Genomic DNA, 20,012 nt, shown 5'->3' on the forward strand with positions numbered 1-20,012 from the left:
TCATCTGCCCTTACTCGACTAGCGCATCCGGCTTGCCCTTGCTGCGCGGCCGTTCCTCGACCATCTTGCCCCAGACGATCAACCGGTACTTGCTGGTGAACTCCGGCGTGCACGTCGTCAGCGTGATGTAGCGGCCCGGCCCGGTGAAACCCGAACCCGGGGGGACGGGGTCGAGGACGCTCGTGTTGCTCGGCGGCGTCACGGGAAGCATCGACGCCGTCTTGTAGACGAAGTACTCGTCCTGTGTCTCGACGACGATCGCGTCACCCGGCTTGAGCCTGTTGATGTACCGGAACGGTTCGCCGTGCGTGTTGCGGTGCCCCGCGAGCCCGAAGTTGCCGGCCTTCGCGTCGGGCATCGCCGTCTTCAGCGGGTCCTCTCCGTAGTGCCCGACCATGCCCTTGTCGAGCACCTGCTTGTTGCTGACGCCCTCCGCGATCGGGACGACCACGTCCAGCTTGGGGATGTGCAGGATCGCGAAACCCTGACCCGGCGAGAACGTCCCGGGGTTGCGCGTGCCGTTCGCCCAGTCGTCCTGGAGCTTGTTCGCCTCACTGCCGGCCTGCGCGTGCGCCCGTACGTTCGTCCACCACAGCTGGTAGGTGACGAACAGCAGCATCAGCACACCGGTCGTGATGAACACCTCCCCGATGGCCCGACTGGCGACCACGGCGGGGCCCGGCTTGCGTGCCCGCGCCTGCCGACGAGCCTCCACACGGGAGAGGGGCGGCGCGTCCGCGGAGCGCGGTTTCTCCCCTTCGTCGCTCCGCGCCGACGCGTCCGACGCCTCCGAGGTGCCACCGTGCCGCCCACGACGGCGCTTGGCGGCCTTTCTACGGGCCGCCCGCCCACCCGGAGTGGTTCCGGTGGCAGACGACGAGGATGAGGCGCCAGAGGCGCTCATGGACTCGCCGCCGACCGTCTGTACCGGCGGCTGGGGTATCCGCAGCGCCACCGTCTCCTCGTCGGGGGGCGGGACGTACGGCGGAGCGCCGTACGGTTCGTACGGCGCTCCGCCGGAGGAGTCCTCGCGCTCCGGGCGCACTGGGATCACGCCGTGGCCCTGCCCACCACCGGGGCGAGCCCCGCCGACCTCGCCACCGCGCCCTCGTCGCCGCACTCCACCAGCCAGTTGGCCAGCATCCGGTGGCCGTGCTCCGTCAACACCGACTCGGGGTGGAACTGCACGCCCTCGACGGGAAGTTCCCGGTGCCGGAGACCCATGATGATCCCGTCGTGCGTACGGGCCGTGACCTCCAGCTCCGCTGGAACCGTGGCCGGCTCGGCCGCCAGGGAGTGGTAGCGCGTCGCCGTGAAGGGCGAGGGCAGCCCGGCGAAGACGCCCCTGCCCTCGTGCTCGACCAGGGAGGTCTTGCCGTGCAGCAGCTCCGGCGCCCGGTCGACGACACCGCCGTACGCCACCTGCATCGACTGCATGCCTAGGCAGACACCGAAGACCGGAACCCCGTTGGTGGCGCAGTGGTGCACCATCTCGACGCAGACACCCGCCTCCTCGGGGGTGCCGGGGCCCGGCGACAGCAGAACGCCGTCGAAGCCGTCCTGGGCGTGTGCCGTCGAGACCTCGTCGTTGCGCAGGACCTCACACTCGGCACCCAGCTGGTACAGGTACTGGACCAGGTTGAAGACGAAGCTGTCGTAGTTGTCGACGACGAGAATGCGAGCGCTCACTGGTTGTCCACCGTCACATCGTTGAAGGGCAGCAGCGGTTCGGCCCACGGAAAGACGTACTGGAACAGCACGTAGACCACGGCCAGCACCAGCATGATCGAGATCAGCGCCTTCAACCACGCGTTTCCCGGCAGATGCCGCCAGATCCAGCCGTACATGCCGTCCCTTCCGTCGCACCACGGCACCAGACTCACGCCGTACCGCACCAGACTAACGGCGCAGAGCCTCAGGTTCGCCTGCCTCCACAGGCTGTGTGGAGTCCAGGTGCGCCCAGACGATCAGCCGGTGACTGTGCCCCCACTCGGGATCGCACGTGGTCAACGTCAGATAGCGGCCTGGACGTGTGTACCCGGACTTACGTGGCACAGGGTCGATCACTTCAATGTCCGAGGGAACGGTTTTGTAGGGCCCTTTGTCGATCCGATACGTGAACCAGGTGCTGCCGTCGGTCAGCACCACCGCGTCACCCCGGCGCAGCCTGGGGAAGTCCTTGAAGGGGTCGCCATAGGTACGCCGGTGACCTGCGACGGAGAAGTTGCCCGGCTCACCGAGCCGCGCGGTCTTGGCGTAGTGGCCGAGGCCCTTCTTCAGGGTGCCGGTGGTGGTGCCCTCCAGAACCGGCTTGTTCCACGTGAAACCAAGACGTGGGATGTACATGATCGCGAAGGGTTCGCCGCTCCTGTACGCGGCTGTGACGCTCGGGGTGGCGCCGGGGGCGGCGGCGCTCGGTGCGGGCCGGGTGTCCTGCCGGGCCCACTGGTCCTGGAGGTCGTCGATCTGGTCGTCCATGACCCGGTCGGCCTGCACACCGGTCCAGAACAGCACGTAGACGACGAGGAGCACGATCAGGGCGCCGACGGTGATGCACAGTTCGCTGAACGTCCTGACGATCACGCGCACCGGCGGCTCCTGAAAGCGGGCTACTCCACGGGCTTCGCGTAGTGCAGGTCCACTGTGCCGGAGTAACCCGGCAGAGTCACCGTCCCGTCCTCAGTGACTTTCCAGCCGAGGCCGTAGACATTCACGTACACCATGTAGTTCTGGATCGCCGGGGAGTCGGCAAGCGCCTTCTGCATCGCCTCCGGGTCACCGACCGCCGTGATCTTGTACGGCGGTGAGTAGACGCGGCCCTGAAGGATCAGGGTGTTGCCGACGCAGCGCACCGCGCTGGTGGAGATCAGCCGCTGGTCCATGACCTTGATGCCCTTGGCGCCGCTCTTCCACAGGGCGTTCACCACGGCCTGGAGGTCCTGCTGGTGGATGACCAGGTAGTCGGGCTGCGGCTCGGGGTAGCCGGGGAGCTTGGCGGTGGCGTTCGGCGGGGCGTCGTTCAGCGTGACCGTGATCGCCTTGCCCTTCAGCTTCTGGGTGCCCGCCCTCTTCTCCAACTGCGCCAGCTTCTCGTCCTCGGCCTTGGTGCTGCCGTCGTCGGCCTCGGCGAGGGAGTCGACGTCGTCGCGCAGGGACGCGTTGGACTCGTCGAGTTGCCCGTTCTTGTGGCTGCGCTCCTGGATGAGGTCGGAGAGCTTCAGCAAGGACGTGTCCGTACGGATGTTGGTGCCCTTGGCCGTGTTGAAACTGGTGAAGAAGATGAGTCCGGCGAGAGCGAAGACGCCAGCCGTGAGCACCCGCACCGGTCGCAGGCGTCGACCGCGCGCGGGGCTGGATCCCGTTTCGGGGGAGTCGGCAGAATTGCTCAACGTACCCTTATCTCCTTCGGCGCCACGGAAGCACTACGCTAACGGACGCCCGGGGGAGCACTCAGTCTCCCCTTGTACGCTGCCCCGAGCCCGACCCAGTACCCTGCGCGGCCACGCAGCGCATCGACAGGAGAGACCCTCGTGCCGAAGTCACGTATCCGCAAGAAGGCCGACTACACGCCGCCGCCCGCCAAGCAGGCCGCGACCATCAAACTGAACAGCCGCGCCTGGGTCGCGCCGGTCATGTTGGCCATGTTTCTCATCGGGCTCGCCTGGATCGTCGTCTTCTATGTGACCGACGGTTCGCTGCCCATCGACAAGCTGGACAACTGGAACATCGTGGTGGGATTCGGCTTTATCGCAGCGGGATTCGGTGTCTCCACGCAGTGGAAGTAAGGGCGACCCGGCGGTGAACACAGCTCTGCCCAGGGCTATCCGCTGAGTTATCCACAGCCCAGGCAGAATTTCCACACCCGCCTGGGGAAAAGAACGACGATCTGTGGATAACTCATCGAGGGTTGACGCCGGTACGACTGACACACCGGTTGCCGCAAGACTGTGCGCCCCCTGCCTGACCTGCATAAACGCAAGTCAGCGACAGGGGGCACAGTTGTTCCCGCACAGTGTGCACAAGATCGGGCACGCGCTGTGGACAACAGCGCGCTCAGGTGAGCTGGGCGGTTCTCAGGAGCGTCATCACCACGACGGCCGCCAGCACCAGGGCACAGCTGCCGTACTGGAAGAGGACCCGCCGCTCGCGCGGGGCGTGGACCATGCCGTAGCCGATCACGACACCGGCCACCAGTCCGCCGATGTGGGCCTGCCAGGCGATGTTGCCGGCCCCGAAGGTGAAGATCAGGTTGATCACCAGCAGGGCGATGATCGGCCGCATGTCGTAGCGGAGGCGGCGCATCAGGACCGCGGTCGCGCCGAAGAGGCCGAAGATCGCGCCGGATGCGCCGAGCGAACCGCTGCTCGGGCTGGCCAGCACATACGTCAGGGCGCTGCCCGCGAGGCCCGAGACCAGGTAGAGCGCGAGATAGCGGACCCGGCCGAGGGCGGCTTCCAGTGGGCCGCCGAGCCACCACAGGCTGAGCATGTTGAAGGCGATGTGCCAGATGGCCTCGTGCGCGAACATCGAGGTGAACAACAGCCACCACTGGCCCTCGGCGACACCCTGCGTGGGGTTGAAGGGCGCCGGCGGCCACTGGCCGACCAGGACGAGGTCGTCCAGGAACGCCGGGCGGATCTGGCCGACGAGGAAGACCGCGAGGTTGATCCCGATGAGGATCTTGGTCAGGAGGCGGGGGTCGGCCGCGACGGTGCCGCCGGCCAGGGTGCGCGGCCGGGAGACGTCCGGAGCGTGCCCCGTACCGGATCCGTCGCGGACGCAGGACGGGCACTGGAAACCGACGGACGCGCTGACCATGCATTCGGGGCAGATCGGGCGCTCGCAGCGGGTGCAGCGGATGCCCGTCTCGCGCCCGGGGTGGCGGTAGCAGACGGGCGAGCTCTGGGCAGGCTGGGAGTCCTGGTCGTCCGGCCCCTTCGGACTGCCTGGCGCCTGGTCCATGAGATCCCCTAAGTCGTCGTACGCACGGCATTTGCCCCGCTCATCCTTACGGACGAGCGGGGCATTTGGTTCCCGTCGAGGTGCCTGGGCCCAGGCGGGTGCGAGGCTCAGCCCTGGCGGGTCTCCACGACGACCGACTCGATGACCACGTCGTTGAGCGGGCGGTCGGTGCGCGGGTTGGTCTGCGTGGTCGCGATGGAGTCGATGACCTTCTGGCTGGCCGCGTCGCTGACTTCGCCGAAGATGGTGTGCTTGCGGTTCAGCCAGGCCGTCGGGGAGACGGTGATGAAGAACTGCGAGCCGTTGGTGCCCGGGCCGGCGTTGGCCATGGCCAGCAGGTACGGCTTGTCGAAGCGCAGGTCCGGGTGGAACTCGTCCTCGAACTGGTAGCCGGGACCACCGGTGCCGTTGCCCAGCGGGTCACCGCCCTGGATCATGAATCCGCTGATCACCCGGTGGAAGACCGTGCCGTCGTACAGCTTGGCCGTGGACTTCTCACCGGTTTCCGGGTTGGTCCACTCACGCTGCCCCTGGGCGAGGTCGACGAAGTTCTTGACCGTCTTGGGGGCGTGGTCCGGGAAGAGCCGGACCTCGATGTCGCCGTGGTTGGTCTTCAGGGTGGCGTAGAGCTGCTCGGCCACGATCTGCCTTCCGTTGTCTTCCTGTGACCCCCTGATCCTCGCACGGTCCACGCCCCACGTCGCCCGGCGACCTCATCTGAGCGGATGTCGGACCGCATCCGGGCGGATTCCGAGCGGATGTCGGGGCGTGTGGCGTCCAGCTGCGGGCGCTGAGGGAGGATCCGTGGCATTGTCGACCACAAGCTCGCGTTGCCCCTTATTCAACGCTCATGACCCGGATGCCCGTCCTCGCATGCCCAAGCGTTCGTCGACAGGCATGATCCGTAAAAGGGTGGAAAGTCGAATTACCGTACGCCACCGAGGAGGAGGAACCCGTGACCCGCATCGAAAGCGTGCGCGCCGCGACCGGCTCGGCCAAGGACAGCGTGCTGCACGCCGCGGAAGTGGTGGCGCCCTACGCCGACACGGCCAAGGACAGGGCCGCGCACTACGCACACGAGGCACGCGTACGGCTCGCGCCCAAGGTGTCGCTGGCCGCCGACCAGGCTCGCGTCCAGTACGGCACGCATGTCGCGCCGCGTCTGGAGCAGGCCCGTTCGCATGTGCCGCCGAAGGTCGACCAGGCCGCCCAGGAAGCCGCCGCTCGCACCCGTGCCGCTGCCCGGCAGGCCGCCGAGTACTCCAAGCCGAGGATCGAGCAGGCCGTCGCCGTGGCCGTGCCCGTCGCGGACGAGGCCGCGACGCGCGGTGCGGCCGCATTGGCCGCACTGCGCGGTCATGTGACGGCCAAGGAGATCGAGAAGTTGGCCCGCAAGCACCAGCGGCGGGCGCGGGCGGGCCGGGCGGCGAAGATGCTGGCCGTCGTGGGCGCGCTCGCCGGTGGCGCCTTCGCCGCCTGGAAGTGGTGGGACAAGCAGGCCAACCCGGACTGGCTGGTCGAGCCCCCCGCGGCGACGGAGGTGCCCGAGGCCGGCGGGCTGACGTCGGTGGACGGCAGCGGCGACACGTCCGTGCTCGACCCCGAGGTCCGGGCGAAGCAGGCCGAGGACGAGGCAGCGGAGCGCGACGACCGCGACTGAGCCCGCCTGACGGTCGGGGTGCCACACAGCGCTGTGGGGCGGGAGACCCTCATGTCTCCCGCCCCACAGCGCTGTGTGTTTCACGTGGAACCAACGCATGGTTGTTTGCATCAGACCGGGTGGGAGCGCTACCACGCTTCCGCCACCTGCGGGGCTGACACAGGCATGCCACCGTTTGCACCAGTTTGCGCAAAGAATGACATCACCTTGCCGACTCCTTCGAGTGATGCACGTCACCCGGTACCGACAAAGGACCGGCCGGGCGCCGTGAGGCGCAACCGACCGGTCCGGGAAGTGGAGCCTAGGGGAGTCGAACCCCTGACATCTGCCATGCAAAGACAGCGCTCTACCAACTGAGCTAAGGCCCCGAAAGGAACGCCTCACCGGAGGATCCCCATACCGGTGGGCGCCGCAGACCAGAGTACCGGGTCGCCCCCGGTATCTCGCAAAATATGGGGGGTCCCCGCGGACGGCCACTCTCCGTAAGATGCTCGTCGTGGTTCGCTACAGCGAACCCGGTATTTGGGGAAGCGATGGGGAGACGCAATGGACGCCGCACAGCAGGAAGCGACCGCAAGAGCGCGGGAACTGCAGCGGAACTGGTACGGGGAGCCGTTGGGGGCGCTCTTCCGTAAGCTCATCGACGATCTTGGTCTCAACCAGGCTCGTCTCGCGGGGGTGCTGGGACTGTCCGCGCCGATGCTGTCGCAGCTGATGAGCGGTCAGCGGGCGAAGATCGGCAATCCGGCCGTGGTCCAGCGGGTGCAGCTGCTGCAGGACTTGGCCGGACAGGTCGCGGACGGCAGCGTGAGCGCCGCCGAGGCGACCGATCGCATGGACGAGATCAAGAGGTCACAGGGGGGATCGGTGCTGAGCAACACCACACAGACGACGAACAGTTCGGGGGCGCCCACGGTCAAGCGGGTGGTCCGCGAGATCCAGTCGCTGCTGCGCTCGGTGGCCGCCGCGGGCGACATCATCGAGGCCGCGGACACCCTGGCCCCGAGCCATCCGGAACTGGCCGAGTTCCTCAAGGTGTACGGCGCCGGCCGCACGTCGGACGCGGTCGCGCACTACCAGTCCCACCAGTCCTGAGCCCACGGCCCGGTCACCGAAGGGGGTTCGGCAACCGGGCCGACGGCAGGGGGTGCCGCCGGACCAGCGGCAGGGGGGGGGTGCCCGCGAGGGGCACGGGCGTATCACTCGTCAAGGGGGACTCGAGGGGTCGTAGCCCTCTCCATGGGGGAGGGAACGGGGGAGGCCCGAGGGGGAGGAGCAGCGCGCAGCCATGGGTGAGGTGTTCGCCGGCCGGTACGAACTGGCCGACCCGATCGGGCGCGGCGGAGTCGGTGCCGTCTGGCGCGCCTGGGACCACCGGCGCCGTCGCTATGTGGCCGCCAAGGTCCTCCAGCAGAGCGACGCCCACTCGTTGCTGCGCTTCGTGCGCGAGCAGGCGCTGCGGATCGACCACCCCCATGTGCTCGCGCCCGCCAGCTGGGCCGCCGACGACGACAAGGTCCTGTTCACCATGGACCTCGTCGCCGGCGGCTCACTGGTGCACCTGGTGGGCGACTACGGCCCGTTGCCGCCGATGTTCGTCTGCACCCTGCTGGACCAGTTGCTCGCCGGGCTCGCCGCGGTGCACGCCGAGGGCGTCGTCCACCGGGACATCAAGCCCGCCAATGTGCTGCTGGAGGCCACCGGCACCGGTCGGCCGCGGCTGCGGCTGTCCGACTTCGGCATCGCGATGCGGCTGGGCGAACCGCGGCTGACGGAGACCAACCTGGTGGTGGGGACGCCCGGTTATCTCGCGCCCGAGCAGATGATGGGGGCCGAACCGGACTTCCCCGCCGACCTGTTCGCCGTCGGCCTCGTCGCGCTCTACCTGCTGGAGGGCGCGAAGCCGGACGCCAAGGCGCTCGTCCAGTACTTCGCGGAGCACGGAACTCCCGCTGCGCCCAAGGGGATTCCGGAGCCGTTGTGGCAGCTCGTGGCGTCCTTGCTGCAACCCGATCCACAGGCCCGCTTCCGCACGGCCACGGGGGCCCGCAAGGCGCTGGCCGCCGCCGTGGAGCTGCTTCCCGAGCCCGGGCCCGACGACGAGCTGATCGAGATCTTCGACCAACTCGGGCCTCTGCCAGCAGGGTTCGGCCCCGAGGGGCCGCTGGGACGGGCGCCGGGGGTGGACCGCAGGGGGGCGACTCCTCCGGAGGGGACGCCGGTTGAGGGAACGCCTCCGGAGGGGACGCCGCCCGGGCGACCGGTCGGGGACACGACGGGCTCCCGGCCCGCCTCCGACGTCGTACCCGAGGATCCACGCAGAAGTGGGCCGCCGCGGGCCTCCGGGGCTTCACAACCGCCCGTGCCGTCCCAGCAGGCCACGCCCTCCACGCCCGCACAGCCGTCCACGCCCTCGCGGCCGCTCAGCATGTCGGACACCGGCAGCTTCCACCTGCCGCCTCCGCAGTCCTCCGTCTCCTCCCCCCGACCGGTACCGGCCCCTCAGCCGTCCGCCGTACGGCCACCCGCCGCCCCGGCGTACACACCGGCGCAGGCGGCGTACGAGGCGCCGGCCCATCACGCCTCTCACGACCCTCACGACCCCACCTACGCCTTGTCGACGCGCCCTGACACCGCCACGGCGTCGTACACGGCCCAGACCCCGCAGGCTCCCCTCCCGGCCCCGTACACGGCTCGCCACCGCGCCCGGCGGCCCGGACCGCCCGCCAGGGTCGCGGTCCCGCTGCTGCTGCTCGCGCTGGTCTGCTACGGCGTCGGGTTCTGGGCGCTGACGCGCATCTGAGCGGAGGCCCTGCGCCGGGCGGTCGCCATCCACACCCCGAGGACGACCAGGAGCGCGGTACCCGTACCGATGCCTCCGACGGCGAGCGCCCGCATCGCGGTGGTGTCACCGGCGGCGGGGCCCTCGGCCGCGGCCTGACGGTCCTGTGCCGTGATCTCGAAGACGTCCCGCGGCACGGACTGCCCCGCGTACGCGGGTCCGGGCTCCCCCGCCCCGGCGACCCGTACCCGCAGGGTCAGCCCGAACGGCCCGTCGCCGAAACGGTCGGCCACCTGCGCGGCCAGGTGGACGACGAGGTAGTAGGAGCCGGCGAACCGCATGCCCCGGACCTGGTCGCCGACGTCGTAGCGGTTGGCGTAGGCGACCGGCGGCACGGGGGCGAGCGAAGCCGACTTCTGTCGTCCGTCGTAGCCGACACCGGCGTCCTCGACGTGCGCGCGCACCGGGTTGTACAGCGCCATCTCCAGGGCGGCGACCGCGTAGCCGTCGCCCTGGGGCGCGCTGCCCAGCTCCGCGGTGGCGTGGAGCTGCCGGCCCCAGTCGACCGGCACCGCGTAGAAGAGGGTCTGCCCGGGCGTGATGTCGCTCTGCCAGACACCCTGGCCCACGGGGGTGGCGGTGCTGAAGCCGGCTCCGCCCGCGCGTTTCACGGGCTCACCGCTGAGGGGTGCGGGCGTGGCGGAGTCCCAGACCTCGGGCGCGCTGGTCGCGCCGGCCTGCCGGAGCGGCGGCTCGGAGACGGGGGCGAGCTCCAGATCCCAGTCGTCCGCGGAGGAGCCTGTGGAGGAGCCCTCGGAGGAGCCCGTGGAAGAGCCCTCGGAGGAGCCCGTGGAGGAGCCCGAGGAGGAGTCGGCCGATGAGCCGCCTGTCGTACGGAGCCGCTCGACGACCAGGTAATACGTGCCCGCTCCCTGGCACAGGCTCTTGCCCGGCGTCACCTCGCGCTCGCCCCAGGCCGCGATCGGATGGGGGCTGCGGGCGGCCCCGAGGGTCTGGCTCTCGATGGAACAGCTGTGGCTGTCGGCGTCCTGCAGGGTGACCTTGAGCCCGTCGGTGGCGGCGACGGTGGTGCCGGGGCGGGGGACGGCGGTGGCGGAGACGTACGCGTTCGAGGTGTCGTCGAGTTCGAGGCGGTAGTAGATCTTCCCGTCGGCCGGAAGGGTGCTCCGGTAGGTGCTGCCGGGGTCCAGGCGTTCGGCGTCGGTGGTGCTCGTCGCGCCCTCGACGGCCCGGGCGCCGTCGGCGAAGGCGTAGGCACCGGTGGTCGGTGGTCCGACGGCCAGAGCGCCGGGCGCGGGGAGTGCGACGGCGGCGCAGAGTACGGCACCGGCGACGATCACGCGCGGGGGCGCGAGCCGACGTCCGCGCCGTGCGCGCCGTTCTCCCGCGCGACGCCACGCCGTCGTACGCCGCCCCATCGCACGCCCCCTCGTCGCTGCCCGAACCGTGGCCCATCCTGCCTCGCGGGGCCGTACGACACCCCCGAGACGACGCAAAACCCCGACCGCGAGGCGGTCGGGGTCTGTTCAGATTCCGGTGTCGGGACTCACGAACCCGTGGGCACGGAGTCAGTCGCCTCCGTCCACAGATCCTGCTCGGCGCGATCCGCCTGGATCTGGCGGTACACGAGGAGCCCGCCGATGGCGGCCAGTGCGACCAGGAGCAGCTTCTTCACCGCGCGACCTCGTCTTTCCTTGACGTAGGGGACCTCTGGCGCCCGACTATACACACCGATCGATATCGATCGGTGACCTACGTCGATCGCCAACTACCGCTCGGTACGGCTCCGTAGAAGCGGATGTAGAGATTCCGACTGCGCACCGAGCGCCCCTTTCCCTCCGCTCTTTTATGCCTTTCTTCCCTCATAGGTCCATCCGAGTGGTGTTCATCCGAAGATCGACGCGCCACGGGCGTCGGTCCACCACTTCGCGCCCCTCATACACATCATGAGGAAAGTACGCAAATCGCCCAACCCGAAAGTGAGGGGTCATGGCCCAGAACCAGGTCATGAAGCTGTGGACCGCCATCGTCACCGCCTTCCTCGCGCTGTGCACCGCGCTCGGCCTCGTCACGACGGCCGCCGCCGCGGCCGTACAGCAGACCGGAACCGCGCGCAACAGGAGCGACGACAGCACGGCGCACGTGACACCACCGGCGATGACCCCCTGGACCTGGACCCATACCCGGGCCCTGCCCCCCACGATGAAGCAGCGCATCCGAGCCGAGGCCCACGGCAAGACGCCCAGCTGCCGCCACCGCCCCCTCGCCGACAGGGAAGCGGAAGCCACGCCCCAGAGCCTCCAACCCGCCTGCGACGCCCCGCCCAGGCCCGCCATCCCCCTCCAGCGCTGACACTCCCGCCTTACCAGCACCACCCAACGGCGAACTTGCGTACGCCCCAAGAGGCCCGGCCACTCCCCCAGGAGCGCCGGGCCTCTTGCCATGTCAGGCTTCAAGAGCACCCTTGCCGGTCACCACTGGGCCCAGGAAGAGGACCACGACCTGATCTTCTCCTCAGAGCACGGAGGAATGAGCGACCCGACGGGCTTCTCCCGGACCTTCGATCGCCTCGTGAAGCGGGCCGGCGTCCGCCGCATCACGGTCCGGCTCGCCCGGCACACCTGCGGCACCCTCCTGGGGGCGACAGCGAGCGGGAGGCTGTGACAATGCTCGCAGAGCTGCTGGAGGACCCACTCATCGGCTGCCCGCAGCCGATCGCCGCCGTTGGTGTCAACCACTGATGTCAAAAGACCCCCGGACCAATGGTCCGGGGGTCTTTTCGCTGGTGGGGCTAACAGGATTTGAACCTGTGGCCTCATCCTTATCAGGGATGCGCTCTAACCAACTGAGCTATAGCCCCGCCGCGCTCTGCGGTGTGTGTCCCGCGCGCTGACTCCTGAAGATTAGCGCACGACGTGGGCAGTCCCAAAATCGGTTGTCGGGGGACCGTCAGGCGACCCTCACTCGTCCTCGGCCAGCGTCAGCTCGACCCCGCCGACGAAGCCCGCGGAGAGGTTGTAGATGAACGCGCCGAGGGTCGCGAGGGCCGTCGCGAGGACGACGTCGATGACCGCGATGATCGACGTGAACATCAGCACATGGGGGAGGGAGAGGAACGACTGCAGGTCGAAGCCGTTCGACTCGTTGGAGCCGGTGGCCTCCGCGATCGTGCCGCCGACCGAGGAGAAGACACCCATCGCGTCCATGACCATCCACAGCACCGCCGCCGCGACGATCGTGCAGATGCCCAGCGCGATGGAGAGCAGGAAGCTGACCTTCATCACGGACCATGGGTCGGCCTTGGCCACCCGCAGACGCGCCTTGCGGACGCGGGGCGTGGTGCTCGCCCCCGTGCGCGGGCGGCGTACGGCACCGGAGGGGGCGGATGCCTGCGCCTGGTAGGCCTGCGGCGGGTGGTACGGCCCCGCGGCGGCGGCCTGCTGCGGGGAGCGCTCCCCCGGAAGCGGCGACGCGGGCGGCGCGGAGGCCGGCTGCGGCGCCGCGGGCCGGGCCTGCGGCTGTCCCTGCGCGCCGGCGCCCTTCTGCCGGGCCTGCGGACCTCGGGAGTCCGTCCCGGCTCCGCCCTGGGACCCCTGGGCGTCAGGCGACTGCGAGTCGGCCGCGGGTGCCTTGATCGCCTTCAGCTGGGTCGTGTGCGTATCCGTCGCACGCGCGGCGGAGCCACGGCCGCCGCCGTCCGTTTCCGTACCGTTGGAGGTACCGGAACCGGTCGACCCGGCGCCCGTGGCTCCGCTCACGATGACTCACTCCTCGTGCTACTCGGCCGAGGGCGCCTCACCCTCGTCCGTGCCGGTGGGCGCGACACTGTCGGCGGTCTCGTCGACGACCACATCGCCGTCGACCTCCTCCGCCTCACGTCCCGCCTCGGCGTTACGGGCGATGCCGACCACGGCATCGCGCTTGCCCAGGTTGATCAGTTGGACGCCCATGGTGTCACGGCCCGTCTCCCTGATCTCGTTGACTCGCGTACGAATCACACCGCCCGACAGCGTGATGGCGAGGATCTCATCGGTCTCCTCGACCACCAGCGCGCCGACGAGCGACCCGCGATCCTCGACGATCTTGGCGGCCTTGATACCGAGGCCGCCGCGACCCTGAACGCGGTAGTCGTCGACGGCAGTCCGCTTCGCGTACCCACCGTCTGTGGCAGTGAACACGAACGTACCGGGTCGAACAACATTCATCGAGAGCAGCTCGTCTCCCTCACGGAAACTCATGCCCTTGACACCGGAGGTGGCGCGACCCATGGGACGCAGCGACTCGTCCGTGGCGGTGAACCTGATCGACTGCGCCTTCTTGCTGATCAGAAGCAAGTCGTCGTCCGCCGAGACCAGTTCGGCTCCGATCAGTTCGTCATCGGAACCGTCCTCCCGCTCACGGAGGTTGATCGCGATCACACCGCCGGAACGAGGGGAATCGTAATCCTTCAGAGGCGTCTTCTTGACCAAGCCGGCCTTGGTGGCCAGGACCAGGTACGGCGCCGTCTCGTAGTCGCGGATCGCGCGGATCTCGGCGATCGCCTCGTCCGGCTGGAAGGCCAGCAGGTTGGCGACGTGCTGTCCACGCGCGTCACGGCCGGCGTCGGGGAGCTCGTACGCCTTCGCGCGGTACACGCGGCCCTTGTTGGTGAAGAACAGCAGCCAGTGGTGCGTGGTCGACACGAAGAAGTGGTCGACGATGTCGTCTTCCTTCAGCTTCGCGCCGCGTACGCCCTTGCCGCCGCGCTTCTGGGCGCGGTAGTCGTCGGTCTTCGTGCGTTTGATGTAGCCGCCGCGCGTGACCGTGACGACGATGTCCTCCTCGGCGATGAGGTCCTCGATGGACATGTCGCCGTCGTAGGGCACCAGCATCGTCTTGCGGTCGTCGCCGTACTTCTCGACGATCGCGGCGAGTTCCTCGCTGACGATGCCGCGCTGGCGGACCGGCGAGGCGAGGATCGCGTTGTACTCGGTGATCTTCGCCTGGAGCTCGTCGTGCTCCTGGACGATCTTCCGGCGCTCCAGGGCGGCCAGTCGCCGCAGCTGCATCTCGAGGATGGCGTTCGCCTGGATCTCGTCGATCTCCAGGAGCTCCATCAGGCCCCCGCGCGCGATCTCGACGGTGTCACTGCGCCGGATCAGCGCGATGACCTCGTCGATGGCGTCCAGGGCCTTCAGCAGGCCACGCAGGATGTGCGCCCGCTCCTCGGCCTTGCGCAGCCGGAAGCGCGTACGGCGGACGACGACCTCGATCTGGTGCGTCACCCAGTGGCGGATGAACGCGTCCAGCGAGAGCGTGCGCGGGACGCCGTCGACCAGCGCCAGCATGTTGGCGCCGAAGTTGGTCTGCAGGTCCGTGTGCTTGTACAGGTTGTTCAGGACGACCTTGGCGACCGCGTCGCGCTTCAGGACGATGACGAGCCGCTGGCCGGTGCGGGACGAGGTCTCGTCGCGGACGTCCGCGATGCCGCCGATCTTGCCGTCCTTCACCAGGTCGGCGATCTTCTGCGCGAGGTTGTCCGGGTTGACCTGGTACGGCAGTTCCGTCACCACCAGGCACTGGCGGTTCTGGATCTCCTCGACCTCGACGACCGCGCGCATGGTGATCGAGCCGCGGCCCGTGCGATAGGCCTCCTCGATGCCCTTGCGGCCGACGACGAGCGCGCCGGTCGGGAAGTCGGGGCCCTTGATGCGCTCCATGAGCGCGTCCAGCAGCTCCTCGTGCGAGACCTCGGGATTCTCCAGGTACCACTGGGCGCCGGCCGCCACCTCGCGCAGGTTGTGCGGCGGGATGTTGGTCGCCATACCGACCGCGATACCGGCCGAGCCGTTGATCAGCAGGTTCGGGAAGCGGGCCGGCAGGACGGTCGGCTCCTGGGAGCGGCCGTCGTAGTTGTCCGTGAAGTCGACGGTCTCCTCGTCGATGTCGCGGACCATCTCCATCGACAGCGGCGCCATCTTGCACTCGGTGTAGCGCATCGCCGCCGCCGGGTCGTTGCCCGGGGAGCCGAAGTTGCCGTTGGAGTCCACGAGCGGCATGCGCATCGCCCACGGCTGGGCGAGGCGGACCAGGGCGTCGTAGATCGAACTGTCGCCGTGGGGGTGGTAGTTGCCCATGACGTCGCCGACCACGCGCGCGCACTTGTAAAAGCCGCGCTCGGGACGGTAGCCGCCGTCGTACATGGCGTACAGGACGCGACGGTGCACGGGCTTGAGACCGTCACGGACGTCCGGCAACGCGCGGGAGACGATGACGGACATCGCGTAGTCGAGGTACGAGCGCTGCATCTCCGTCTCGAGCCCGACGGGCTCGACACGCTGGGCGATGACGCCGTCCGCTTCGGGCGTGACTGGAGTGTTCTCGTCGGCCATTGCTGGTGAAGATCCTTCCTGGTGCGGTCAGCTGAGACCGACTCAGATGTCGAGGAAGCGGACGTCCTTGGCGTTGCGCTGGATGAACGCGCGGCGGGCTTCGACGTCCTCGCCCATCAGGACCGAGAACAGGTCGTCGGCCTGGGCGGCGTCGTCGAGGGTGACCTGGCCGAGGACCCGGTGCTCCTGGTCCATCGTGGTCACGCGCAGCTCCTCGGCGTTCATCTCGCCGAGACCCTTGAAGCGCTGGATCGAGTCCTCGCGGATGCGCTTGCCGCGCTGGCGGCCCATCTCGATCAGTGCGTCGCGCTCGCGGTCCGAGTACGCGTACTCGATGTCGTCCCGGCCCCACTTGATCTTGTACAGCGGGGGACGGGACAGGTACACGTGACCGGCCTCGACCAGCGGGCGCATGAAGCGAAACAGGAAGGTCAGCAGCAGGGTGCTGATGTGCTGACCGTCGACGTCGGCGTCCGCCATCAGGATGATCTTGTGATAGCGGAGCTTCTCGATGTCGAAGTCCTCGTGGACTCCGGTACCGAAGGCGGAGATCAGCGCCTGGATCTCCTGGTTCTGCAGGATCTTGTCGATCCTGGCCTTCTCGACGTTCAGGATCTTGCCGCGGATCGGGAGGATCGCCTGGTACTCCGGGTTGCGGCCGGACTTGGCGGAACCGCCGGCGGAGTCACCCTCGACGATGAAGATCTCGCACTTGATGGGGTCGTTCGACTGGCAGTCGGAGAGCTTGCCCGGCAGGGACGCCGACTCCAGCAGGCCCTTGCGTCGCGTCAGGTCCCGGGCCTTGCGGGCCGCCACGCGCGCGGTGGCCGCCTGGATGCCCTTGCGGACGATGTCCGCCGCCTCGACCGGGTTGCGGTCCAGCCAGTCGTTGAGGTGCTCGTAGACCGCCTTCTGCACGAAGGTCTTGGCCTCCGTGTTGCCCAGCTTGGTCTTCGTCTGGCCCTCGAACTGGGGCTCGCTCAGCTTGACCGAGATGATCGCGGTCAGACCCTCGCGGATGTCGTCACCCGTGAGGTTGTCGTCCTTCTCCCGCAGCAGCTTCTTGTCGCGCGCGTACTTGTTGATCAGGTTCGTCAGCGCCGAGCGGAAGCCCTCTTCGTGCGTACCGCCCTCGTGCGTGTGGATGATGTTGGCGAAGGAGTAGACGCCCTCGGTGTAGCCGCCGTTCCACTGCATCGCGACCTCGAGGGACAGGCTGCGGTCCTTGTCCTCGGCCTCCAGGTCGATGACGGAGGGGTGCACCGCCTCTCCCTTGCGGGAGTTGAGGTACTTCACGAAGTCGACGATGCCGCCTTCGTAGTGGTACGTGACGGTCTTGACCTCGTCCTTCGTGTCCGCGCCCGCCTCGTCGGCACCGGTCACGGCCTTCGCCGACTCGCGCTCGTCAGTGAGTTTGATCGTCAAACCCTTGTTGAGGAACGCCATCTCCTGGAAGCGCCGCGAGAGCGTCTCGAAGGAGTAGTCGGTGGTCTCGAAGATGTCGCCGTCGGCCCAGAAGGTGACCGAGGTGCCGGTCTCCTCGATGGCCTCGTGCTTGGCGAGCGGGGCGGTCGGGACGCCCATCTTGTAGTCCTGCGTCCAGCGGTGACCGTCGGTCCGGACCTCGACGGAGACCTTGCTGGAAAGGGCGTTCACCACCGAGACGCCGACGCCGTGCAGACCACCGGAGACCGCGTAGCCGCCGCCACCGAACTTGCCGCCCGCGTGGAGCACGGTCAGCACTACCTCGAGGGCCGGCTTGCCCTCGGACGCGACGATGCCCACCGGGATGCCACGGCCGTTGTCGACGACGCGGACGCCGCCGTCGGCGAGGATCGTCACCTCGATCGTGTCCGCGTGCCCGGCCAGGGCCTCGTCGACGGAGTTGTCGACGACCTCGTACACGAGGTGGTGCAGGCCGCGCTCACCGGTGGAACCGATGTACATACCGGGTCGCTTGCGGACCGCGTCCAGACCCTCGAGGACGGTGATGGCGCTGGCGTCGTACGAGGCGGTGACCTCGCTGTTCGACGGGGTCACCGCGCCGTTGGCGCCGGCGTCGGTGGACGGGATGTTCTCGTTGGGGTTGCCGGAATCGGCCACGAAGCGCCCTTTCTGGCACAGCACGAGCCGGGCTCGTCGGCGGGTTGCCGGAGCGGCTGCGGCATGTTGCGTTGGTCAGCCTTGATCAGCGTTGCTCAGCTTTTCCCGGACGGTCCCCACGTTTGGGGCGGGATTGCCTTCCAGTCTACCGGTAGCGCCGACAGTGATGGGGGTTTGCCGGTACCTGAGTCCTGATGTGCCGCCCTCAACCGGTCTCGGACGGGTCCCGATATGTGGATGGGGGCTCCAAGAGGCTCACAGCGGCACTCAGCGCTTCCGGGTGCCAACCCGTTGCTACCCCCGGGTCAGGTCGCTTTCCGTACCTGCGTGCGAGGGTGCCGCGGACCCGTCGCGGTGGCATGACAAAGGCGCCGACGCCGCTTTCACGTCGGCGACAATGTGACAGAGTTCACCCGTAGGTGTCGCCGGGGCCCGTGCTTCCTGGGGCGCGCAGGGGGCCGTAGCGGCGGGCGGGGCCCCCGGGTCCGAGGACCTTGATCTGCTTCACCGCGCCGTGACCCAGGTCCTCGTTCAGGCGGGCGACGAGCGTCGGGGCCAGCAGGCGCAAGTTCGTCGCCCAGGCCGTGGAGTCGCAGCGCACCACCAGGACCCGCTCGTCCTCGTCGTACCGCTCCGGTACGCAGTGCTTGGCGACGTCCTCGCCGACGATCTCCGGCCAGCGGCCCATGACACCGCCCACCGCGGCCGGGGCCTCCCAGCCGCGCTCGGTGAGCAGCCGGTTGATCGCGGCACCGAGCGCCATGGGGTCTCGGCCGTCGGCGCGCGCGCCGGAGCGCAGGCCGCCCCCGCGCCGCGCCTGCTTCCGCTGCTGCGCCGCGTCCCCACGCGCGCGTGCCTGCTCCCGGGCCGCGCGCAGCGCCACACGCGCGAGGTCGACGCCGGAGGGTTCGGTTCCGGAAGGATCGGTGCCGGAGAGGCCGGGGCTGTTGGGGGTCCGGGCGGCCTTCGGGGCCGGTTCGTCGGAGCTCATACGCGCTCCACCGTCCCGTCGGCCACGGCGTACCGCGCCCCCGCCAGCACATGCGGTACGTCGTCGTCGACCGCGGCCGTCACCAGCACCTGCTCACCGGGGGCGACCAGCTCCGCCAGCCGCTCCCGACGCCGGGCGTCCAGCTCGGCGAAGACGTCGTCGAGGATCAGCACGGGCTCGTTGCCCTCGGCCCGCATCAGGTCGTACGAGGCCAGCCGCAGTGCCAGCGCGTAGGACCAGGACTCGCCGTGGGAGGCGTACCCCTTGGCCGGCAACTGACCGAGTTTGAGAAGCAAATCGTCCCGATGCGGCCCTGCGAGGGTGACGCCCCGCTCGATCTCCTGCTTGCGGACGTCGGCGAGCGCCGCGATGAGCTGGGCGTAGAGGTCCTCACGCGTGTGGGCCTCGCCGGGCGCGGACGGCTTGTACTCCAGGGCAACGGGGCCGCCGCCGGGCGCCAGCTGCTCGTAGGCCTTGTCGGCCAGCGGCTGGATCGCGGCGATCAGGTCGAGGCGCTGCGCGAGCAGTTCGGCGCCCACGCGCGCGAGGTGCTGGTCCCAGACGTCGAGGGTGGACAGATCCATGGAGCGGCCACCGTGCCGACGGGCCAGCGCGGCCGACTTCAGGAGGGTGTTGCGCTGCTTGAGCACCCGCTCGTAGTCGGAACGCACGCCCGCCATCCGCGGGGAGCGGGCGGTGATCAGCTCGTCCAGGAAGCGGCGCCGCTCTCCGGGGTCGCCCTTGACCAGGGCGAGGTCCTCGGGCGCGAAGAGCACGGTCCGCACGATCCCCAGCACATCACGAGGCCTGACCTGCGAGGACCTGTTGATACGGGCGCGGTTGGCCTTGCCGGGGTTCAGCTCCAGCTCGATGAGCTGCTGCCGCTCGCCCTGGCGGACCTGCGCGCGGACGACCGCGCGGTCGGCGCCCATGCGGACCAGGGGGGCGTCGGAGGCGACGCGGTGGCTGCCGAGGGTGGCGAGATAGCCGACGGCCTCGACCAGGTTCGTCTTGCCCTGTCCGTTGGGGCCGACGAAGGCGGTGACGCCCGGGTCGAGCGGGACCTCGACCCGGGCGTACGAGCGGAAGTCGGCCAGCGACAGGTGCGTGACGTGCATGGTC

General features: G+C 69.1%; 20 protein-coding genes and 2 tRNA genes. 6 read left to right on the forward strand and 16 right to left on the reverse strand.

The features are described 5' to 3' along the window. Positions 1 to 10: 10 nt before the first annotated feature. The 5 genes from ACGFNV_RS32780 to ACGFNV_RS32800 are packed head-to-tail and all read right to left on the reverse strand — an operon-like array spanning position 11 to position 3,389. Positions 11 to 1,054, reverse strand: coding sequence for a class E sortase (locus tag ACGFNV_RS32780; protein WP_393627476.1), 1,044 nt, complete (start codon positions 1,052 to 1,054; stop codon positions 11 to 13). Further along, positions 1,051 to 1,689, reverse strand: a complete 639-nt coding sequence (locus ACGFNV_RS32785; protein ID WP_393627478.1) for an aminodeoxychorismate/anthranilate synthase component II — start codon at positions 1,687 to 1,689, stop codon at positions 1,051 to 1,053. Before ACGFNV_RS32785 ends, ACGFNV_RS32780 begins: the two co-directional genes overlap by 4 nt. Further along, on the reverse strand, positions 1,686 to 1,847 hold the full coding sequence (locus tag ACGFNV_RS32790; protein ID WP_393627480.1) for a hypothetical protein: 162 nt from the start codon (positions 1,845 to 1,847) through the stop codon (positions 1,686 to 1,688). The genes ACGFNV_RS32785 and ACGFNV_RS32790 overlap by 4 nt, the downstream gene beginning before the upstream one ends. A gap of 52 nt (positions 1,848 to 1,899) precedes the next feature. Then, positions 1,900 to 2,589, reverse strand: coding sequence for a class E sortase (locus ACGFNV_RS32795; protein WP_393627482.1), 690 nt, complete (start codon positions 2,587 to 2,589; stop codon positions 1,900 to 1,902). A 20-nt stretch (positions 2,590 to 2,609) separates the two neighbouring features. Further along, positions 2,610 to 3,389 (reverse strand): DUF881 domain-containing protein, encoded by a 780-nt coding sequence (locus ACGFNV_RS32800; RefSeq protein WP_393627484.1) that lies wholly within the window; start codon positions 3,387 to 3,389, stop codon positions 2,610 to 2,612. A 141-nt stretch (positions 3,390 to 3,530) separates the two neighbouring features. On the opposite strand from ACGFNV_RS32800, the gene crgA reads away from it, so the two are divergent. Continuing rightward, the gene (gene crgA / locus ACGFNV_RS32805; protein ID WP_133928049.1) at positions 3,531 to 3,785 is read left to right on the forward strand and encodes a cell division protein CrgA; all 255 of its coding nucleotides are present in this window, start codon (positions 3,531 to 3,533) and stop codon (positions 3,783 to 3,785) included. A 268-nt stretch (positions 3,786 to 4,053) separates the two neighbouring features. Here crgA and ACGFNV_RS32810 read toward each other — a convergent pair whose 3' ends face one another. Both ACGFNV_RS32810 and ACGFNV_RS32815 read right to left on the reverse strand, forming a co-directional pair. After that, positions 4,054 to 4,962 carry a rhomboid family intramembrane serine protease gene (locus tag ACGFNV_RS32810; RefSeq protein WP_393627486.1) on the reverse strand — a complete coding sequence of 303 codons (909 nt, stop codon included), beginning with the start codon at positions 4,960 to 4,962 and terminating at the stop codon, positions 4,054 to 4,056. Between the two features lie 107 nt (positions 4,963 to 5,069). Beyond that, positions 5,070 to 5,603, reverse strand: a complete 534-nt coding sequence (locus ACGFNV_RS32815; RefSeq protein ID WP_133928047.1) for a peptidylprolyl isomerase — start codon at positions 5,601 to 5,603, stop codon at positions 5,070 to 5,072. Positions 5,604 to 5,917: 314 nt separating this feature from the next. Here ACGFNV_RS32815 and ACGFNV_RS32820 point away from each other — a divergent pair, with 314 nt between their 5' ends. Beyond that, entirely contained in the window at positions 5,918 to 6,622 is a 705-nt protein-coding gene (locus ACGFNV_RS32820; protein WP_393627488.1) for a DUF5324 family protein, read from the forward strand. A 295-nt stretch (positions 6,623 to 6,917) separates the two neighbouring features. Here the strand turns inward: ACGFNV_RS32820 and ACGFNV_RS32825 are convergent. Then, a tRNA-Ala gene (locus ACGFNV_RS32825) sits at positions 6,918 to 6,990 on the reverse strand. Positions 6,991 to 7,168: 178 nt separating this feature from the next. Here ACGFNV_RS32825 and ACGFNV_RS32830 point away from each other — a divergent pair. Continuing rightward, positions 7,169 to 7,717: a helix-turn-helix domain-containing protein gene (locus tag ACGFNV_RS32830; protein ID WP_393627490.1), complete on the forward strand. Its 549-nt coding sequence runs from the start codon at positions 7,169 to 7,171 to the stop codon at positions 7,715 to 7,717. Between the two features lie 193 nt (positions 7,718 to 7,910). Beyond that, the gene (locus ACGFNV_RS32835) at positions 7,911 to 9,425 is read left to right on the forward strand and encodes a protein kinase (protein WP_393627492.1); all 1,515 of its coding nucleotides are present in this window, start codon (positions 7,911 to 7,913) and stop codon (positions 9,423 to 9,425) included. On the opposite strand, the gene ACGFNV_RS32840 is transcribed toward ACGFNV_RS32835, so the two are convergent. Next, entirely contained in the window at positions 9,389 to 10,843 is a 1,455-nt protein-coding gene (locus ACGFNV_RS32840) for a hypothetical protein (protein ID WP_393627493.1), read from the reverse strand. The genes ACGFNV_RS32835 and ACGFNV_RS32840 overlap by 37 nt on opposite strands. A 128-nt stretch (positions 10,844 to 10,971) precedes the next feature. Next, complete coding sequence (locus tag ACGFNV_RS32845; RefSeq protein WP_003999697.1) at positions 10,972 to 11,100, reverse strand: DLW-39 family protein; 129 nt, start codon at positions 11,098 to 11,100, stop codon at positions 10,972 to 10,974. Positions 11,101 to 11,414: 314 nt separating this feature from the next. Between ACGFNV_RS32845 and ACGFNV_RS32850 the strand changes: the two genes are divergently transcribed. Beyond that, on the forward strand, positions 11,415 to 11,777 hold the full coding sequence (locus ACGFNV_RS32850; RefSeq protein WP_393627495.1) for a DUF6344 domain-containing protein: 363 nt from the start codon (positions 11,415 to 11,417) through the stop codon (positions 11,775 to 11,777). Between the two features lie 90 nt (positions 11,778 to 11,867). Then, complete coding sequence (locus tag ACGFNV_RS32855; protein WP_393627497.1) at positions 11,868 to 12,089, forward strand: hypothetical protein; 222 nt, start codon at positions 11,868 to 11,870, stop codon at positions 12,087 to 12,089. A 119-nt stretch (positions 12,090 to 12,208) separates the two neighbouring features. Here ACGFNV_RS32855 and ACGFNV_RS32860 read toward each other — a convergent pair. From ACGFNV_RS32860 to recF, 6 genes are all read right to left on the reverse strand, one after another. After that, positions 12,209 to 12,285 (reverse strand) — tRNA-Ile (locus ACGFNV_RS32860). A gap of 100 nt (positions 12,286 to 12,385) precedes the next feature. After that, a complete protein-coding gene (locus ACGFNV_RS32865; RefSeq protein WP_393627498.1) occupies positions 12,386 to 13,183 on the reverse strand; it encodes a DUF3566 domain-containing protein in 798 nt (265 codons plus the stop codon). Between the two features lie 18 nt (positions 13,184 to 13,201). Further along, a complete protein-coding gene (gyrA, locus tag ACGFNV_RS32870; RefSeq protein WP_393627500.1) occupies positions 13,202 to 15,796 on the reverse strand; it encodes a DNA gyrase subunit A in 2,595 nt (864 codons plus the stop codon). Between the two features lie 42 nt (positions 15,797 to 15,838). Beyond that, positions 15,839 to 17,899: a DNA topoisomerase (ATP-hydrolyzing) subunit B gene (gene gyrB, locus ACGFNV_RS32875; protein WP_393627502.1), complete on the reverse strand. Its 2,061-nt coding sequence runs from the start codon at positions 17,897 to 17,899 to the stop codon at positions 15,839 to 15,841. 409 nt (positions 17,900 to 18,308) lie between these two features. Then, on the reverse strand, positions 18,309 to 18,890 hold the full coding sequence (locus ACGFNV_RS32880; RefSeq protein ID WP_393627504.1) for a DUF721 domain-containing protein: 582 nt from the start codon (positions 18,888 to 18,890) through the stop codon (positions 18,309 to 18,311). Beyond that, the gene (gene recF, locus ACGFNV_RS32885) at positions 18,887 to 20,008 is read right to left on the reverse strand and encodes a DNA replication/repair protein RecF (protein ID WP_393627506.1); all 1,122 of its coding nucleotides are present in this window, start codon (positions 20,006 to 20,008) and stop codon (positions 18,887 to 18,889) included. The genes ACGFNV_RS32880 and recF overlap by 4 nt, the downstream gene beginning before the upstream one ends. Positions 20,009 to 20,012: the final 4 nt, after the last annotated feature.

The organism is Streptomyces sp. NPDC048751, from assembly GCF_043198595.1.
Lineage (GTDB): Bacteria > Actinomycetota > Actinomycetes > Streptomycetales > Streptomycetaceae > Streptomyces.

What these genes read in the sequence shown, in the direction of transcription:
- ACGFNV_RS32810 (WP_393627486.1), bottom strand. Translation starts at nt 4,962, where the DNA reads ATGGACCAGGCGCCAGGCAGTCCGAAGGGGCCGGACGACCAGGACTCC.
- ACGFNV_RS32830 (WP_393627490.1), top strand. Translation starts at nt 7,169, where the DNA reads ATGGACGCCGCACAGCAGGAAGCGACCGCAAGAGCGCGGGAACTGCAG.
- recF (WP_393627506.1), bottom strand. Translation starts at nt 20,008, where the DNA reads ATGCACGTCACGCACCTGTCGCTGGCCGACTTCCGCTCGTACGCCCGG.
- ACGFNV_RS32855 (WP_393627497.1), top strand. Translation starts at nt 11,868, where the DNA reads ATGTCAGGCTTCAAGAGCACCCTTGCCGGTCACCACTGGGCCCAGGAA.
- ACGFNV_RS32790 (WP_393627480.1), bottom strand. Translation starts at nt 1,847, where the DNA reads ATGTACGGCTGGATCTGGCGGCATCTGCCGGGAAACGCGTGGTTGAAG.
- ACGFNV_RS32880 (WP_393627504.1), bottom strand. Translation starts at nt 18,890, where the DNA reads ATGAGCTCCGACGAACCGGCCCCGAAGGCCGCCCGGACCCCCAACAGC.
- ACGFNV_RS32840 (WP_393627493.1), bottom strand. Translation starts at nt 10,843, where the DNA reads ATGGGGCGGCGTACGACGGCGTGGCGTCGCGCGGGAGAACGGCGCGCA.
- ACGFNV_RS32850 (WP_393627495.1), top strand. Translation starts at nt 11,415, where the DNA reads ATGGCCCAGAACCAGGTCATGAAGCTGTGGACCGCCATCGTCACCGCC.
- ACGFNV_RS32835 (WP_393627492.1), top strand. Translation starts at nt 7,911, where the DNA reads ATGGGTGAGGTGTTCGCCGGCCGGTACGAACTGGCCGACCCGATCGGG.
- gyrA (WP_393627500.1), bottom strand. Translation starts at nt 15,796, where the DNA reads ATGGCCGACGAGAACACTCCAGTCACGCCCGAAGCGGACGGCGTCATC.